14 protein-coding genes are annotated in these 15949 nt (G+C 69.1%); 3 read left to right on the forward strand and 11 right to left on the reverse strand.

All coding sequences use genetic code 11. From position 1 onward, the window contains the following. Nucleotides 1–5 precede the first annotated feature (5 nt). Entirely contained in the window at nucleotides 6–1814 is a 1809-nt protein-coding gene (gene ade / locus ACSF9G_RS01185; protein ID WP_436637383.1) for an adenine deaminase, read from the reverse strand. Between the two features lie 161 nt (nucleotides 1815–1975). Between ade and ACSF9G_RS01190 the strand changes: the two genes are divergently transcribed. Beyond that, a complete protein-coding gene (locus ACSF9G_RS01190) occupies nucleotides 1976–2845 on the forward strand; it encodes an NAD(P)-dependent oxidoreductase (protein ID WP_436637385.1) in 870 nt (289 codons plus the stop codon). An 885-nt stretch (nucleotides 2846–3730) separates the two neighbouring features. Here ACSF9G_RS01190 and ACSF9G_RS01195 read toward each other — a convergent pair. Continuing rightward, nucleotides 3731–4207 (reverse strand): Lrp/AsnC family transcriptional regulator, encoded by a 477-nt coding sequence (locus tag ACSF9G_RS01195; protein ID WP_436637387.1) that lies wholly within the window; start codon nucleotides 4205–4207, stop codon nucleotides 3731–3733. 986 nt (nucleotides 4208–5193) lie between these two features. Then, nucleotides 5194–5814 carry a class I SAM-dependent methyltransferase gene (locus ACSF9G_RS01200; protein ID WP_436637389.1) on the reverse strand — a complete coding sequence of 207 codons (621 nt, stop codon included), beginning with the start codon at nucleotides 5812–5814 and terminating at the stop codon, nucleotides 5194–5196. A gap of 107 nt (nucleotides 5815–5921) precedes the next feature. On the opposite strand from ACSF9G_RS01200, the gene ACSF9G_RS01205 reads away from it, so the two are divergent. Beyond that, nucleotides 5922–7295 carry a glutamine synthetase family protein gene (locus ACSF9G_RS01205; RefSeq protein WP_436637391.1) on the forward strand — a complete coding sequence of 458 codons (1374 nt, stop codon included), beginning with the start codon at nucleotides 5922–5924 and terminating at the stop codon, nucleotides 7293–7295. 43 nt (nucleotides 7296–7338) lie between these two features. Here ACSF9G_RS01205 and ACSF9G_RS01210 read toward each other — a convergent pair whose 3' ends face one another. Next, nucleotides 7339–8115, reverse strand: a complete 777-nt coding sequence (locus tag ACSF9G_RS01210) for a hypothetical protein (RefSeq protein ID WP_436637393.1) — start codon at nucleotides 8113–8115, stop codon at nucleotides 7339–7341. A 234-nt stretch (nucleotides 8116–8349) separates the two neighbouring features. Here ACSF9G_RS01210 and ACSF9G_RS01215 point away from each other — a divergent pair, with 234 nt between their 5' ends. Continuing rightward, complete coding sequence (locus ACSF9G_RS01215; RefSeq protein ID WP_436637395.1) at nucleotides 8350–8910, forward strand: hypothetical protein; 561 nt, start codon at nucleotides 8350–8352, stop codon at nucleotides 8908–8910. Between the two features lie 7 nt (nucleotides 8911–8917). Here the strand turns inward: ACSF9G_RS01215 and ACSF9G_RS01220 are convergent, their stop codons facing one another. From ACSF9G_RS01220 to cysG, 7 genes are all read right to left on the reverse strand, one after another. Further along, a complete protein-coding gene (locus tag ACSF9G_RS01220) occupies nucleotides 8918–9232 on the reverse strand; it encodes a DUF4031 domain-containing protein (RefSeq protein ID WP_436637397.1) in 315 nt (104 codons plus the stop codon). 388 nt (nucleotides 9233–9620) lie between these two features. Continuing rightward, a complete protein-coding gene (locus ACSF9G_RS01225) occupies nucleotides 9621–10652 on the reverse strand; it encodes an NAD(P)/FAD-dependent oxidoreductase (RefSeq protein ID WP_436637399.1) in 1032 nt (343 codons plus the stop codon). A 182-nt stretch (nucleotides 10653–10834) separates the two neighbouring features. Next, a complete protein-coding gene (locus tag ACSF9G_RS01230) occupies nucleotides 10835–11344 on the reverse strand; it encodes a DUF934 domain-containing protein (RefSeq protein ID WP_436637418.1) in 510 nt (169 codons plus the stop codon). Next, nucleotides 11341–12198 (reverse strand): phosphoadenylyl-sulfate reductase, encoded by an 858-nt coding sequence (locus ACSF9G_RS01235; protein ID WP_436637420.1) that lies wholly within the window; start codon nucleotides 12196–12198, stop codon nucleotides 11341–11343. The genes ACSF9G_RS01230 and ACSF9G_RS01235 overlap by 4 nt, the downstream gene beginning before the upstream one ends. After that, nucleotides 12182–13903: a nitrite/sulfite reductase gene (locus tag ACSF9G_RS01240; RefSeq protein WP_436637422.1), complete on the reverse strand. Its 1722-nt coding sequence runs from the start codon at nucleotides 13901–13903 to the stop codon at nucleotides 12182–12184. The genes ACSF9G_RS01235 and ACSF9G_RS01240 overlap by 17 nt, the downstream gene beginning before the upstream one ends. Before the next feature lie 91 nt (nucleotides 13904–13994). Further along, nucleotides 13995–14321, reverse strand: coding sequence for a DUF2849 domain-containing protein (locus tag ACSF9G_RS01245; protein ID WP_436637424.1), 327 nt, complete (start codon nucleotides 14319–14321; stop codon nucleotides 13995–13997). 22 nt (nucleotides 14322–14343) lie between these two features. Next, the gene (cysG, locus tag ACSF9G_RS01250; protein ID WP_436637426.1) at nucleotides 14344–15825 is read right to left on the reverse strand and encodes a siroheme synthase CysG; all 1482 of its coding nucleotides are present in this window, start codon (nucleotides 15823–15825) and stop codon (nucleotides 14344–14346) included. Nucleotides 15826–15949: the final 124 nt, after the last annotated feature.

Here is a 15949-nt window from a genome sequence, read left to right on the forward strand (position 1 = left end):
CGACCTCACACGAACAGGTCGGTCATCTCGAACGTGGTGACGTCGACCAGCCCCTTGTCGGAGATCCGGAGCTCGGGGATCACCACCAGCGCCATCAGCGAGTGCTGCATGTAGGCGTTGTTGAGGGTGCAGCCGCACGCCCGCATCGCCGCGACCATGGCCTCGGCCTTGGCCGCGACGACCTCGGCGCGCTCGTTCGACATCAGGCCGGCGATCGGCAGCTCCACCAGCGCCAGCTCCCGGCCGCCTGCGACGACGACGATGCCGCCGCCGACCTCCGCCGCGCGATTGGCGGCCAGCGCCATGTCGGCCTTGTCGGTGCCCACCACGATCATGTGGTGGCTGTCGTGCGCCACCGTGCTCGCCACGGCGCAGGGCACGGTGTAGCCGAAGCCGGAGACGAAGCCGTTGGTGACCGCACCGGTCCCCCGGTGCCGCTCGACCAGCGCGATCTGGCAGACGTCCTGCGCCATGTCGCCGATGACCAGACCGTTCTCGACCTTAAGGGTCCGCTCCAGCGCCTTCGTCGGCGCCTGGTTCTCGATGACGCCGATGACCCGCGCCGTCACCTCGCTGGCGCCGGCCGGCGCCGGGATATCGAAGTCCGCCGCCATGAGCGTCTTGCCGAGCTTCACCGTGTCGCGGGCGAAATCCGGATAGTCGTAGGCCGGGATGTCGATCGTCAGCGACCCGCCCTCCGCCACCACCTGGCCGCGCGCTATGACGGTCTCCACCGGCAGGCTCGGCAGGTCGGAGGTCAGGATCATGTCGGCGCGCCGGCCCGGCGCGATCGCGCCGAGCTCCCGTTCCAGGCCGAAATGGCTGGCGGTGTTGATGGTCGCCATCTGGATCGCCACCAGCGGGTTGCAGCCCTGCGCGATCGCGTGGCGCACGACCCGGTTCATGTGTCCCTCGTTGACGATCGTGCCGGAATGGCTGTCGTCGGTGCACAGGATGAAGTTGCGCGGATCGAGGCCCATCTCGGTCACCGCCTTGATCTGCGCGGCGACGTCGTACCAGGCCGAGCCGAGCCGGAGCATCGCCCGCATTCCCTGGCGCACGCGCGCGACCGCATCCTCCAGCCGGGTGCCCTCGTGGTCGTCGGCCGGCCCGCCGGCGACATAGCCGTGGAACAGCGCGCCCAGGTCCGGCGAGGCGAAATGGCCGCCCACCGTCTTGCCCGCGCCCATGGTCGCGGCGATCTCGCCCAGCATGGTCTCGTCGCCGCTGGCGACACCGGGAAAGTTCATCACCTCGCCGAGCCCGATGATGTTCGGCCACGCCATCGCCTCGGCGACGTCCTTGGGCCCCAGCTCCGCCCCGGCCGTCTCCAGGCCCGGCGCGCTCGGCACGCAGCTCGGCATCTGCACGAACACGTTCGACGGCATCGCCATCGCCTCGTCGTGCATCAGCTTGACGCCCTTGAGGCCGAGCACGTTGGCGATCTCGTGCGGATCGACGAACATCGATGTGGTGCCGTGCGGCAGTACGGCGCGGACGAACTCGGTGACCGTCACCATGCCGCTTTCCACGTGCATGTGCCCATCGCACAGGCCGGGCACCATGTAGGCCCCGTCCGCCTCGATCACCCGCGTCCCCTCGCCCACCGTGTGGCGCGCGTCCGGGCCGACATAGGCGAAGCGGCCGGCGGCGATGGCGACGTCCGTTGCCGCGATCACCTCGCGCGAGTGCACGTTCACCCAACGCCCGCCGCGCACCACCAGGTCGGCCGGCGTCTTGCCGGTCGCCACGTCCACGAGCCGCGCCGCGACCGCGCTCCAGGGCCTGATCCCCGTGGGGCGAATTCCCGTCATGTCGGCCTCCGCATCCGGTTCCCTCACAATTGTTTTGCCGGACCGATCCTAGTCGAATTGCGCGCGATGCGATAACCAGTTCGGCTATCGCTGACACCAAGGCGCCGATCGGCTACAACGCGGCGCAACGTATGCATCGCACGGGGACAGGGAGCAACGACATGGCGAAAGTGGCATTCATCGGCCTGGGCGTGATGGGCTATCCGATGGCCGGACACCTGAAGGCCAAGGGCGGCCACGACGTGACCGTCTACAACCGCACCGCCGCCAAGGCCGAACAATGGGTCGCGGAGCATGGCGGCACCGCCGCCCCGACCCCGAAGGCGGCCGCCGAGGGCTGCGACTTCGTCTTCTGCTGCGTCGGCAACGACGACGACCTGCGCGCCGTCACCACCGGCCCCGACGGCGCCTTCCACGGCATGAAGGACGGCGCGGTCTTCATCGACAACACCACCGCCTCCGCCAACGTCGCCCGCGAGCTCTACGAGATCGCCGTATCGAAGGGCTTCGGCTTCCTCGACGCACCGGTCTCCGGCGGCCAGGCTGGCGCCGAGAACGGCCAGCTAACGGTCATGGTCGGCGGCGACCAGGCGGTGTTCGACAAGGCCGAGCCGGTGATCCAGGCCTACGCCAAGATGGTCGGCCTGATGGGCGAGGCCGGCGCCGGCCAGCTCACCAAGATGGTCAACCAGATCTGCATCGCCGGCCTCGTGCAGGGGCTGTCCGAGGGCATCCACATGGCGATGGTCTCCGGCCTCGACGTCGCCAAGGTGATCGCCGTGATCTCCAAGGGCGCGGCCCAGTCGTGGCAGATGGAGAACCGCTGGTCGACCATGGCCGCCGGCAAGTTCGATTTCGGCTTCGCCGTCGACTGGATGCGCAAGGACCTGTCGATCTGCCTCGAGGAGGCCCGCGGCAACGGCGCCCACCTGCCCGTCACCGCGCTGGTCGACCAGTTCTATTCCGACGTCCAGGCCATGGACGGCAACCGCTGGGACACCTCGAGCCTGATCGCCCGCCTGCAGAAATAGCCGGACGCCGCCTCGATCCGGCGCCGCCTTGCCACCAGCACGGCAACCCGCTCCGGCAGCCCCTCTTTACGTCATTGCCGGGCCCGACCCGGCAATCTCAGGAGGATGGCACGAGATGCCCGGGTCACGCCCGGGCATGACGTACAGAACGGAACGGCGCTGCGATCCGGGACGCGCGAAATGGGCTCCGGGTCAAGCCTGGAGCACGCGGCCTTGGTTTTGGGGCGCGGCCGTACCACCCGAACACACGCGTGTCCCGGACGTCATCCGGGCCCCATGTGGCCTCTCGGCGCGGCCACCGCCGCCGTTACGGCAATTGGCTCCGCCAAGCGCCCCTCTTACGTCATTGCCGGCTTGCCCCGGCAATCCCGGGCGTGTGGCACGAGATGCCCGGGTCACGCCCGGGCATGACGTACAGAACGGAACGGCGCTGCGATCCGGGACGCGCGAAATGGGCTCCGGGTCAAGCCTGGAGCACGCGGCCTTGGTTTTGGGGCGCGGCCGTACCACCCGAACACACGCGTGTCCCGGACGTGATCCGGGCCCCATGTGGCCTCTCGGCGCGGCCACCGCCGCCGTTACGGCAATCGGCTCCGCCAAGCGCCCCCCTTTACGTCATTGCCGGGCTTGACCCGGCAATCCCGGGCGTGTGGCACGCGATGCCCGGGTCGCGCCCGGGCATGACGTAGAAGAAAGGAGCGGCGGTGCGATCCGGGGCCCGCGAGATGGGCTCCGGGTCAAGCCCGGAGCACGCGGCCTGTGATTGGAGGTCGACCGAGCCGCCCGAACAAACGCGTGTCCCGGACGTGATCCGGGACCCATGCGGCCTTGCTATCAGCCACGGCCGTGCCGCCGGACCGAGCGTCTCCGGAATCCCGGCGCGCGCTACCGCCCGTCCTCGGCGGCGAACTCCAGCGGCAGCGCGGTGGTGAACTTGATCTGCTCCATGGCGAAGCTCGACGACACGTCGGTCAGCGCCACCCGCGAAATCAGCTTCTTGTAGAAGACGTCGTAGTGCTCGATGTCGGGCACGACGACGCGCAGCAGATAGTCGACGTCGCCGCTCATCCGGTAGAACTCGACCACCTCGGGCAGGTCGGTGACGGCGTCGGCAAACTTCCCCAGCCACTCCTCGGCATGCTGGTTGGTGCGGATCGCCACGAACACGGTGACGCCGGCGCGCACCTTCTTGGGATCCACCAGCGCCACCCGCTTCTGGATGACGCCCTCTTCCTCCAGCTTCTGGATGCGCCGCCAGCACGGCGTCGTCGACAGGCCCACCCGCTTGCCGATCTCGGCGACGGGCATGGTGCAGTCCTCCTGCAGGACGGCCAGGATCTTGCGGTCGATACGGTCGAGCATAGGCGGACCCTTTGGAATGATTTTCCAATATCGCATTCAAACACACGAATTATTGGAAACTGATTTCCGATAACGCCTAATAGTAGATTTCCATCGCATTTGTCCAGAGGACGGTCCGCATACCGGATACGCCGTCGGCACCCGCCGCGATGGGCTCCGGGTCACGCCCCGAGCACGCGGCCTGAGATCGGGGCACGGCCATGCCCCTCGGACAAACGCGTGTCCCGGACGTGATCCGGGCCCCATGTGGCCTCTCGGCGCGGCTTCTCGGCAGGCATTGCCACCGATACGGCAATCGGCTCCGCCAAGCGCGCGCCCCTTTACGTCATTGCCGAGCCTGACCCGGCAATCTCAGGCGTGCGGCACGAGATGCCCGGGTCACGCCCGGGCATGACGTAGGAGTGGAGGGAACACAGCAATTCGGCCCGAGGCGCGAGTCTTCCGCTCCGCCCCTGGGCTCCGGATCAAGTCCGGAGCACCTAGCCTTGCTATTGGGCACGGCCGTACCACCCGACCAGCCTCGTGTCCCGGACGTGATCCGGGACCCATTCGGCCCCTCGCCGCAGGCAGCCCCCGATGCGGAAGGCTGAGCCTGCGCCTCGCCCCTGCGCCCTTTACGTCATTGCCGGGCACGACGGGTGAATGGAGAGGACACGGAATTGCGGCTGCCGAATTCCCGCCTTCGCGGGAAGGAGCGGAGGGGCAAAGGCCCGTGATGCGCCCTCTCAAAGCCCTCATCCTGAGGAGCGGCGAAGCCGCGTCTCGAAGGGTGGGGCGGGCACGACGATGTAGGCGGGGGCCGCGGGGCTCCGCCCCTGGGCCCCGGGTCAGGCCCGGAGCACGCGGCCGGTATTTTGGGGCCCGGCCGTGCCCCGCGAACAAACGCGTGTCCCGGACCTGATCCGGGACCCATACAGCACATCCGCGTAGTGCTGCCCCCGATGTGGAAGGCGCCGCCGGCCAACGCCTTAGCCCCGCCGCCCGCTTCAGCGCGGCACGGCGATCCCGCGGGAGTGGAAGCCGACGACGTGCGGGGCGCCACGCAGGTAGAAGGTGTCGAGCTGTTCGATCGAAAAGCCCGCCGCCTCCACCGCCTGGCGCGTCGGCCGGTTGATGTGGCAGCCCGCCGCGCAGACGGTCCAGACCGGATCGAGCCGGTCCTGCCAGCGCGCCACGCCGGCCTCGTCCGAGCGGCCGTGCTCGAGCAACAGCAGCCTGCCCGACGGCTTCAGAACGCGCCTCAGTTCGGACAGCGCCCGCGCCGGCTCGGCGACGGAGCACAGCGTGTAGGTCAGCACGGCGGTGTCGGCCGAATGGGTCTCCAGCGGCAGGTCCTCGGCGACCCCCTGGTGAAACTCGACGGGCACCGGCGCGGCGGCCAGGTTCCTGTCGGCCAGCCGCAGCATCCCGACATTCGGCTCCACGCCGACGACCTGCGTCACCTTGCCCTTGCGGTAGAAGCCGAGATTGTGGCCGGAGCCGAAGCCGATCTCGACGACAACGCCCTCGGCCTGCGGCACGATGAGCCCGCGCTGCTCGGCGATCCGGCGGCTGCCGCAGCACAGATGCGTCAGCCGCGGCGCGATCCTGTCGACGTAGAAACCCATGGCCTTTGATCCGTTTGCCTGCAGATTTCCTTTGCCCGCTCCCCCGAGGCATGGCTAAGACGGAGCGGGCGACCTTCCGCCTGCGTCATCAATCGTCCGGAGTTCCCATGGATAGCGACCCAAGCGAAACACCGAAGACCAAGGACGATATCGTGCGCTGGCTGCGCGGCCGCAATATCGACGAGGTCGAATGCCTGGTGCCGGACATGACCGGCATGATGCGCGGCAAGATCGTTCCGCGCGAGGATTTCATCCGCAACCTGGACTCAGGCCTGCGCCTGCCCGAGACGATCCTGCTGCAGGCGGTGACCGGCGATCCGGCCGAGGAAGGCGGCATCCAGTCGGAAACCGACCAGGATATCCGCATCATCCCCGATGTCGGCACGGTCCGCATCGTGCCCTGGTACCAGGAGCCGACGGCGCAGGTGATCTGCGACACGACCTACAACGACGGCACGCTGGTCGATTTCGCCCCCCGCTCGGTGCTCAAGCGCGTCCTCCAGCTCTACGCCGACCAGGGCCTGACGCCCATCGTCGCCCCCGAGCTCGAATACTATCTCGTCGAGAAATCCACCGATCCGGACATTCCGTTGACGACGCCCGTCGGCATCTCGGGGCGCAAGGAATCCGGTCGCCAGGCCTATGGCATCGAGGCGGCCAACGAGTTCGATCCCGTCGTCGAGGAAATCTACGCCTACTGCGAGGAGTCGCGGATCGAGATCGGCACGATGGCGCACGAGGCCGGCCCGGCCCAGCTCGAGATGAACTTCCTGCACGGCGACCCGCTGGAGCTGGCCGACCAGGTGTTCCTGTTCAAGCGTGCCGTGCGCAAGGCGGCGCTGAAGCACGACATGTACGCCACCTTCATGGCGATGCCGCACGAGAACGAGCCGGGCTCGGCGATGCACGTGCACCAGTCGATCGTGCGCGCGGACAACGGCCGCAACATCTTCGTCGACGACGACGGCAAAGACGCGCCGACGCTGTTCCACTACATCTCCGGCCTGCAGCGCTACGTGCCCTCGGCGATGCCGCTGTTCTGCCCGAATGTGAACTCGTTCCGGCGCATCCGGCTCGAATCCGACGCCCCGATCAACGTCCACTGGGGCCACGACAACCGCACCTGCGGCCTGCGCGTGCCGGATTCACCGCCGTCCGCCCGCCGCGTCGAGAACCGCGTGCCGGGCGTCGACTCCAATCCCTACATTGCCTTCGCCGCGACGCTGGCCTGTGGCCTGCTGGGGCTGCGCGAGAAGATCGAGCCGGGCCCCGTCGTCACCATCGACGCCCACACCCTGCCCTTCGGCCTGCCGCTGCATCACCACGACGCGCTGGCGATGCTGTCGGCCAGCGAGCCCCTGCGCGAGGTGCTCGGCAGCCGCTTCGTCGACGCCTTCCTGGAGGTGAAGCGGCTCGAATGGCAGCTCTACAACCGCGTCATCTCGAGCTGGGAACGCGAGTACCTGCTGCTGAACGTCTAGGCCCGGTCCCGGCCCGGCGGGCGCCGTTCCGACCGGAAATGCCCTAGTCCTCGCCGGCGTAGACGACGCGGTAGCGGATATCGACGCCCTCCTCGCCGGTTGCCGCGCGCGGCTGCGCGCTGCCGCCCTCGTCGACGGCGTCGGCCGGATGCCAGTCGGTGTATGCCGCCATGTGCCCCGGTGCGCGCGGCAGCTTGAGCACGAAGATGTAGCGCGGCCCCTCGGGCAGCTTGACCGACAGCACGCGGGAACGCGCCCGGAAATAGAGCTCGAAGAAGCCGGCGATCATCGGCCGGTCGCCGTCCCGCCGGTTCCAGTCGTCGAACAGGTCGCCCCAGGCCTGGTTCTTCTCGGTGTCGAGCTGAACGTCAACGCCCGCCGCCCTGTCGGGCAGCGCGGTCCCGGCGCCAAACCGTATCTCATAGTGCAGCTGCGGCGGCGCCCGGTTGGGCCCGCCCAGGCTGTCGTCGCCGAGCCACGCGTAGAGCCAGGTTCCCCCCGCCGCCAGGGCGACGGTTACGGCGATCGCGCCGACGAACTGGCCCGCCGTCTTCGCCCCGCTCCGGCCCGGCGCGGCGGCATCCGCTTGCGCCGGACCTCCGGCGCGCCGGCGGCCGGCGACGAGCGCGATCAGGGGCCCGGCGACAAGGCCGACCAGGCCGCCGACGATGGCGATCAGTCCGACGAAATAGCCGCACGCCCCCTCGAAGCAGGAGACGTCGAACAGGCGCGCCAGGATCTCGCCGACGAACCAGCCGGCGACCAGCCCGAGGCCCGCGCCGAGGATGCCGGCGAGGATCGCGACGAGGAAACGTATCATGCCGGTGACCCGCACTGGCCCAACAGGCTGCGGACGATAGCGCCGCCAGTCCCGCCGCGCGAGAGCAAAAAACGCACCTGCACGACCGAAACCGGACCGAAACAGACCGGAAATCCCGATGAAACCGGACGCGCGTATCACCGCCGGGCGTTTTAGGGAAACCAGTCGGATCTCAAAAGCGTCCACCGCTGTCGAGATGCGATTTCATTCGAGGGATCGATACGAGCCATGCCCGTGACTGCACGAATCCGGATTGCGTTCGCCGCCGCCGTCGCCCTGGCCGGGCTGGGGTCTCCCGCCGTGGCCCAGACCGCGACCGACCTTGCCTGCAAGGGCTGCGTCGGCAAGAAGGACATCGGCAAGAGCGCCGTCACCGGCAACAAGATCAGGAAGAACACCGTCAAAGCGAAGCACCTGCACAAGTCCGCCAAGCCGGCCGGCGTCGCCTCGAAGTTCTCCCTCACCCCGGTCCCTCTCACCGGCACCTACGAGACCGTCTTCTCGCTCTCCCTCACCGCGCCCGGGCCGGGAACCGTCGTCGCAACGGCCAGCTTCAATGCCCATCACATCAACCCGGGCAGCATCCACGGCTGCACCATCGTCGACGGCACGACGTCGGGACTGAACACGAGCCTGAACGAAGGCACCGGCTACGTGACGGTGAGCCTGACGCGCCCGCTGCCGGTCGCGGCGGCCGGCCCCGTCGCGGTCAACCTGATGTGCACGGAAGCGGGCGGAAACGTCGAGATCGAGAATATCAACCTCATCGCCCTGTTCGTGCCGGCGAGCTACTGAGGCCGCATCACCCGGCCGCCATATCAGCCGCCACCGGCGCCCGCCCCCGAACCCGCCCCCGGACCTGCCCCCGAACCTGCCGCAACACGGCGATGATCTGCTGGCGGTCGCAGGGGATGGCGCCGCGGCTGATCGCGCGGCGGCGTTCCCAGGCGGTCAGGTCGTAATGCGGCTTTTCCGTGCGCGGCGGGCCCTGATAGGACGAGCGCTGGACGCCGAGGGAGAAGGCGAAGCGGTGCAGCTCCGCCTCGCTGTCGGCAAGCAGGTGGCACCACCTGCGGCCGTGCCAGTGCCAGATCGCCTCGTCGACATAGACGGCCATCGCGTCCTCGCGCTTGATCCCCCCATGCCATACGCCCGGGGCTGCCGGGTCAAGCCCGGCAATGACGTGTGGGGCCGTGGGGTGGGCGGCGGGCAGTTGCCGGCCGGCCAGGCTTTCAACATCTATCGAAGCGCCGCGCGGAGCGGCCGCATGGGTCCCGGATCAGGTCCGGGACACGAGGCTGTCCGGATGGCACGGCCGAGCCCCAATCACAGGCCGCGTGCTCCGGGCTTGCCCCAAGCCAGTAGCCCAGGCCCCCAGGGGCCGGCACCGATGCGCCAGAGCCCGGCGCGCCGAACCCCGTGCCCTCACCAGTCCCGCGTCATGCCCGGGCGTGACCCGGGCATCGCGTGCCGTATGGCGGGGTTGGCCGGAACCGCCGCCGGGCTCAGCCCGCCACGCCCAGCTTCTTCTGCAGGCTGGTCGACGAGGTGGTGTACTGGAACACCAGCCGCTTGTCCGGATAGACGATCCGGTAGGCGGCCTGCGCCATCAAGGCGCCCTCGTGGAAGCCCGACAGGATCAGCTTCAGCTTGCCCGGATACCAGTTGATGTCGCCGATGGCGAAGATGCCGGGTTCCGAGGTCGAGAACATCTCGGTGTCCACCGGGATCAGGTTCTCGTGCAGATTGATGCCCCAGTCGGCCACCGGCCCGAGCTTCATCGTCAGCCCGAAGAACGGCAGCATCCGGTCGCAGGCGATCACCCGTTCGGCCTTTTCCAGGTCGGTGACGGTGATCTCGCTGAGCTGGCCGCTCTCGCCCTTCAGGTCCGTCACCTGGCCGAGCACCAGGTCCATCTCGCCGGCCTCCACCAGCGCGCGCATCTTGTTGACCGAGTCCGGCGCCGCCCGGAAGGCGTCGCGGCGGTGGATCAGGGTGACGCGCCTGGCGATCGGCTGCAGGCTCAGCGTCCAGTCGAGGGCGGAGTCGCCGCCGCCGACGATCACCAGGTTGGCGTCGCGGAACGCCTCCATCTGCCGCACCGAGTAGAACACCGAGGTGCCCTCGTAGGCCTCAATGCCGCCGATCGGCGGGCGCTTGGGCTGGAAGCTGCCGCCGCCGGCGGCGATCACCACCACCTTCGCCTCGATGATCACCCCCTGATCGGTGCCGACGCGGAAACCGCCGTCGGGCAGCCGCTCCAGCGTCTCCACCATGTGGCCGTAATGGAAGGTCGGGCCGAACGGCTCGATCTGCTCCATCAGCTTGTCCGTCAGCTCCTGCCCGGAGATCACCGGCCAGGCCGGAATGTCGTAGATCGGCTTTTCCGGATACAGCTCGGCGCACTGGCCGCCCGGCTTGTCGAGGATGTCGATCAGGTGGCACTTCATGTCGAGCAGGCCGAGCTCGAACACGGCGAACAGGCCGACCGGCCCGGCACCGATGATGGCGACGTCGGTGGAAATGGTGTCCGTCATGAAATCAATATGCCTTCGGTCGAGTGGCGGATTTGACGGTCGTCACATCGCGTTCAGCGGACTCGGCGACGGACGTCAGATCCGAAAACCACACCAAATTCACAAACTGGCTGGTGTCCCTGTCGAATTCGAAGTTCGTGCGGTGGTTGCCGACCAACAAGACGAACGTCGAATACGGGACACTAGCGGCTGAGACGCATCCACGGCCGGGTGCCCGGCGCCTCCTGCCGCCCGACGGGCTGCAGGTAGATCGGCACTTCGGGCCAGTGCCCGTCCGCGAGTGCGCGGCGAGTCGGACCGTGACTTATGGCAAAGGCGGAAAATCCGCAACGCAGCATGAACGGAATCTGGTCGAGCAAGATGTCGCCCGTCGCCCGGATTTCCCGGGTGAAACCGAAGCGTTCGCGCAGCAAACGGCCACTCGAATAGGCCCGACCGTCCGTGAAGGCAGGAAAATTGAGCGCGATCATCGCGATCCGGTCCAGGTGCGGCACAAGGTCCTCCACCGGAACCTCGGGCAACAGCTCGACGCCGATCTCGCAGCCATCGCGATGTTCGCCCCCCTCGAGGCTTTGCCAGCGCGACGCCGGAACCAGTACGGAGCCGGTCTCCGGCAGCGCCTCGTCGTCGCCCAAGCGGCGAAAGCGGTCCGCCACAAATCCCTCTCGGGTCCAGATGTCGATTGTCGTCATGACTTGTGCCCCGGCACCCCGTCTCCGTCCTGTCCTCTGCCCCGCACCGGCCGCAGCACGCGCCCCGTCTCGCCGTTGCGGGCGATGTGGATGCCGCACTCGGTCTTGTCCCGCCCGCGCCAGCGCCCGGCGCGCGCGTCCTCGTCGTCGGCGACCGGGCTGGTGCACGGCGCGCAGCCGATCGACGGATATCCCTTTCCCGCCAGCGGATGCCGCGGCAGCGCGTAGATCGTGCGATAGGCGGCGATCTCGGACGCCGCCCAGCCCGCCAGCGGATTGATCTTCAGCCGGTCGCCGTCGCGCTCGACCACGGGCATCGCCTCGCGGTAGGCGGTCTGATCGCGCCTGCGCCCGTTGATCCAGACGTCGAAGCCGGCAAGCGCGGCGTCCAGCGGCTCCTGCTTGCGGATACGGCAGCACAGATCGGCGGCGCGGCCATGAAGATCGCCATCGGGATCGAGGGCCGCGAGCCGCCCGGGCTGCGGCGTCGCCGAGCGAATGTCGACGAGGCCCAGCTGTTCGGCCAGCGTATCGCGATAGGCGAGCGTTTCGGCAAAATGCTTGGCCGTATCGATGAAGACCACCGGCGTATCCGGTGCCACCCTGGAGACGAGGTGCAGGAGCACCGCCGAATCCGCGCCGAACGACGACACCACCGCCGCCCGCCCCGGCGCCAGGTCCCTGACCGCATAGGCGATCAGGTCCTCGGCGCTGGCGCCGGCGAAAAGCCGGTCGAGCGCCGCCGCATCGGGCCAGGCGGCGCGGCCGGGCGCGGTGTGGCCGGGCGCGGCCCCGCCGGGTGCGGCCCCATTACGCCCGCCCGAACGCTGCTCGGGGTTAGGATCGTCCACCATAGAGCGCCTCCTGGAAGGGTGTGTTGCCGAGGCGGCGCCAGGCGGCCAGGAAGGTTTCCTCGCGGCCCTCGCGCAGCGTCAGATAGGTGTCGACGATGGTCTCCACGGCATCGACGACATCGTCGGCGGAAAACCCCTTGCCGACGATCTGGCCTATGGCGGCGTCCGCCCCCCCGGTCCCGCCGGCCCCGGTTTCACCCGCTCCGTTCTCGGCACCGAAAATCTCGCCCCCGGGGGCACCGCCCAGCGTGATCTGGTAGAATTCTTCGCCTTTCCGGTCGACGCCAAGAATGCCGATGTGGCCGACGTGATGGTGGCCGCAGGCGTTGATGCAGCCAGAGATCTTCAGGCTGAGGTCGCCGATCTCCGCCTGCCGGTCGGCGTCGGCGAAGCGCTCGGACAACCGTTGGGCGATGGGGATCGAGCGGGCGTTGGCGAGCGCGCAATAGTCGAGGCCGGGGCACGCGATGATGTCGGTGGCGAGGCCGGCGTTGCCGGTGGCCAGCCCCGCCGCGACGAGGCCGTCGTAGATCGCGCACAGGTCGTCCTTGCGGACATGCGGCAGGATCAGGTTCTGCTCGTGGCTCACCCGGATCTCATCGAACCCGTACCGTTCGGCGAGATCGGCGACGGCGTCCATCTGCGCCGCGGTCGCGTCGCCCGGCACGCCGCCGACGGGCTTCAGCGAAATCGTCACCGAGACATGGCCGGGAACCTTGTGCGGATGGGTGTTGCGCGCGATCCAGCGCCCGAACTTCGGATCGGCCTTCCAGGCCGCTTCCAGCGCCGCGCTCCTGGCCGGCAGGTCGGCGAAGGGCGGCGGGGCGAAATAGGCCGCGATCCGCTCGCGCGCCTCCGCCGGCACGTCGAGGGCGCCGCCGCGCAGGGTCTCGAACTCGGCCTCCACGCCTGCGCGGATCTCCTCGATGCCGCGCTCGTGCACGAGGATCTTGATCCGCGCCTTGAACTTGTTGTCGCGCCGGCCATAGCGGTTGTAGACGCGCAATATCGCCTCGAGATAGGCAAGCAGCGCGTTTTCCGGCACGAAATCGCGGATTTCCCGGCCGACCATCGGCGTGCGGCCCAGGCCGCCGCCGACGAAGACGCGAAAACCGATGCCTCCGTCCGGTCCGCGCCGCAGCTCCAGCCCGATGTCGTGGACGCGGATCGCCGCGCGGTCGCGCGCCGCCCCGGTCACCGCCACCTTGAACTTGCGCGGCAGGAACGAGAATTCCGGATGCAGCGACGACCACTGTCGCACGATCTCCGCCCACGGGCGCGGATCGGCGACCTCGTCGGCGGCCGCCCCGGCGAAGTGATCGGTGGTGACGTTGCGGATGCAATTGCCCGAGGTCTGGATCGCATGCATCTCGACCTCCGCCAGCTCCTCCAGGATCGTCGGGATGTCCTTTAGGCTCGGCCAGTGGAACTGCAGGTTCTGGCGCGTGGTGAAGTGGCCGTAGCCCTTGTCGTAGGTGCGCGCGACATGGGCGAGCTTGCGCAGCTGACGGGCCGACAGGGTGCCATAGGGAATGGCGATCCTGAGCATGTAGGCGTGGAGCTGCAGGTAGACGCCGTTCATCAGCCGCAGCGGCTTGAACTGCTCCTCGGTGAGGTCGCCGGCGAGACGCCGGTTCACCTGGTCGCGGAACTGCTCCAGCCGGTCGCGCACGAAGGCGTGGTCGAATTCGTCGTAGCGGTACATCGATTTCTTCGCTCTTGGAGGTCCGCCGTTCGCAGCGATGCCGATCGGGACACCGCCACGGCGGCCGTCCGGTCTGGTATCGCGGTGGCCCTCAGGCCGTTTTCCGCGCGGCGCCTGTCGCCGCGTTGCCTGCCACCGCATTGCCCGTCGTCGGGCCGCTGGCGCGGATGCGCTCGCGCAGCCGCACCGGCTGGACGCCGCGGTCCTCCGCCTCGACGTCGATCAGGTAGGGCTCGACCACCAGCCGCGCGGCCACCGCCTCCCGGCCGGCCCGCTCGGCGATCTCGGCATCGGCGTCGGTCTGCACCAGCCGCGCCGCGCCGAGATCGGCGGTCCAGTCGCGATCGCCGAGATAGACGACGCGGCCGTCGGCCAGGCGGTTCGCGGTCAGCACGCGGAAATTGCTTGCATATGCCATTATCGTCCTCCTCTGTCCCGTCTCACGCCGCCAGGGCGGCCTTTGCCGCGAAACTTTCGGCCTCCGCCCAGTCGCCTTCGGCCACCGCGCGGCCGACGAAGATGACCACGGGCCCGGTCACGTCGCCCCGCCCCGCCAGCGCCGGCAGCCGGTCCAGGCGCCCAAAGAACCGCCGCTGGTGCGGCCGGCAGGCGTTCTCGACCGCGGCGACCGGTGTATCGGGCGAAAGGCCGTGTGATATCAGCGCGTTGGCGACCTCGTCGGCGACGCTGCGCGCCATGTAGAGGCTGATCGTCGCGTCGGACCGGGCCAGCGCGGCCCAGTCGAGCCCGGCCCAGTCGAGCCCGGCCCAGTCGAGCCCGGCCCAGTCTCGCCCATCCGCGCCCGGTGCCGCATGTCCCCCCTGCGCGACGTGGCCGGTAGCGAAGACGAGCGCGGACGCATGCGCGCGATGGGTCAGCGGGGTTGCCGTATCGGCCGCCGCCCCCAGCGCCGCCGTGATGCCCGGCACCACCGCGTGCGCGATGCCTGCCTCCCGCAACGCGGCGAGCTCTTCCCCGGCCCGGCCGTAGACCATCGGATCACCGGCCTTCAGTCGCACCGTCCTGTGTCCGGCCTTCGCCTCGGCGATCAGGATCGCGTTGATCTCGGCCTGCGAGGCGTTGGCCCTGCCCTTGCGCTTGCCCACGTCGATCCGCCGCGCGTCGCGGCGCACGACGTCCAGCACCTCGGGCTCGATCAGGCCGTCATGGACCACCACGTCAGCCTGCGCCAGCACCCGCCGGGCGCGCAGCGTCAGCAGGTCGGCCGCCCCCGGCCCGGCCCCGACGAGCCAGACGAAGCCCTGCCCGGGCTCGCCAAGCCGTTGGGAATCCAGAAATTTCGCCACGCTTCGGCGCAGCGCGGCCGCGCCGTTCGCGGCGGCGCCCGCCACCTCCTCGCCGGTGAAATAGGCCCGCCAGAAGTCGAGCCGCGCCCGGCCCGGCGGCAGCAGCGCCGCCACCCGGCCGCGCAGCTCCCCGGCGAGCGTCGCCAGAAGGCCGGTGCCCGGCGTCAGGATGTCCTCGATCTTCGCCCTGAGCAGGCCGGCCAGCACCGGCGCGGCGCCCTCGGTCGAGATCGCGATCGTCACCGGCGCGCGGTCGACGATCGCCGGCGTCAGCACGTCGCACAGTTCCGGCCGGTCGACGACGTTGACGGGAACGCCGGCCGCCCGTGCCAGACCGGCCAGCGCGCGGTCGCGGATTTCGTCCTCGGTGGCGATGAAGGCGAGCGTGGCGGTGGCGAACCGACTTTTGTCCGGCCAGACCCGACGATGCGACGACGGAACCGACGCGAGAAGCGACGCCAGCGCCGGCTCCGGCCGGGGTGCGTAGACCTCGATCGCGGCGCTGGTCTTGGCAAGCAGCCGCAGCTTCGCCGCCGCCGCCTCGCCATTGCCGGCGATGATCACCCGGCGACCGTCGACGACCGCCGAGACGGGAAAGGTTTTGAGTTTGCCCATGTGCGTTTGCCCGTGCCGGACCTCGAGACTGACCGCGCCGAATATGGCGCGGCCGGCCCTGGCCGGGCAACCGGCGAACTCAAGAAAAACCGAGCAAATTCAATGTACTAGGAAATTTTGGAAC

It is taken from the genome of Microbaculum mangrovi (assembly GCF_051390635.1).
GTDB lineage: Bacteria > Pseudomonadota > Alphaproteobacteria > Rhizobiales > Tepidamorphaceae > Microbaculum.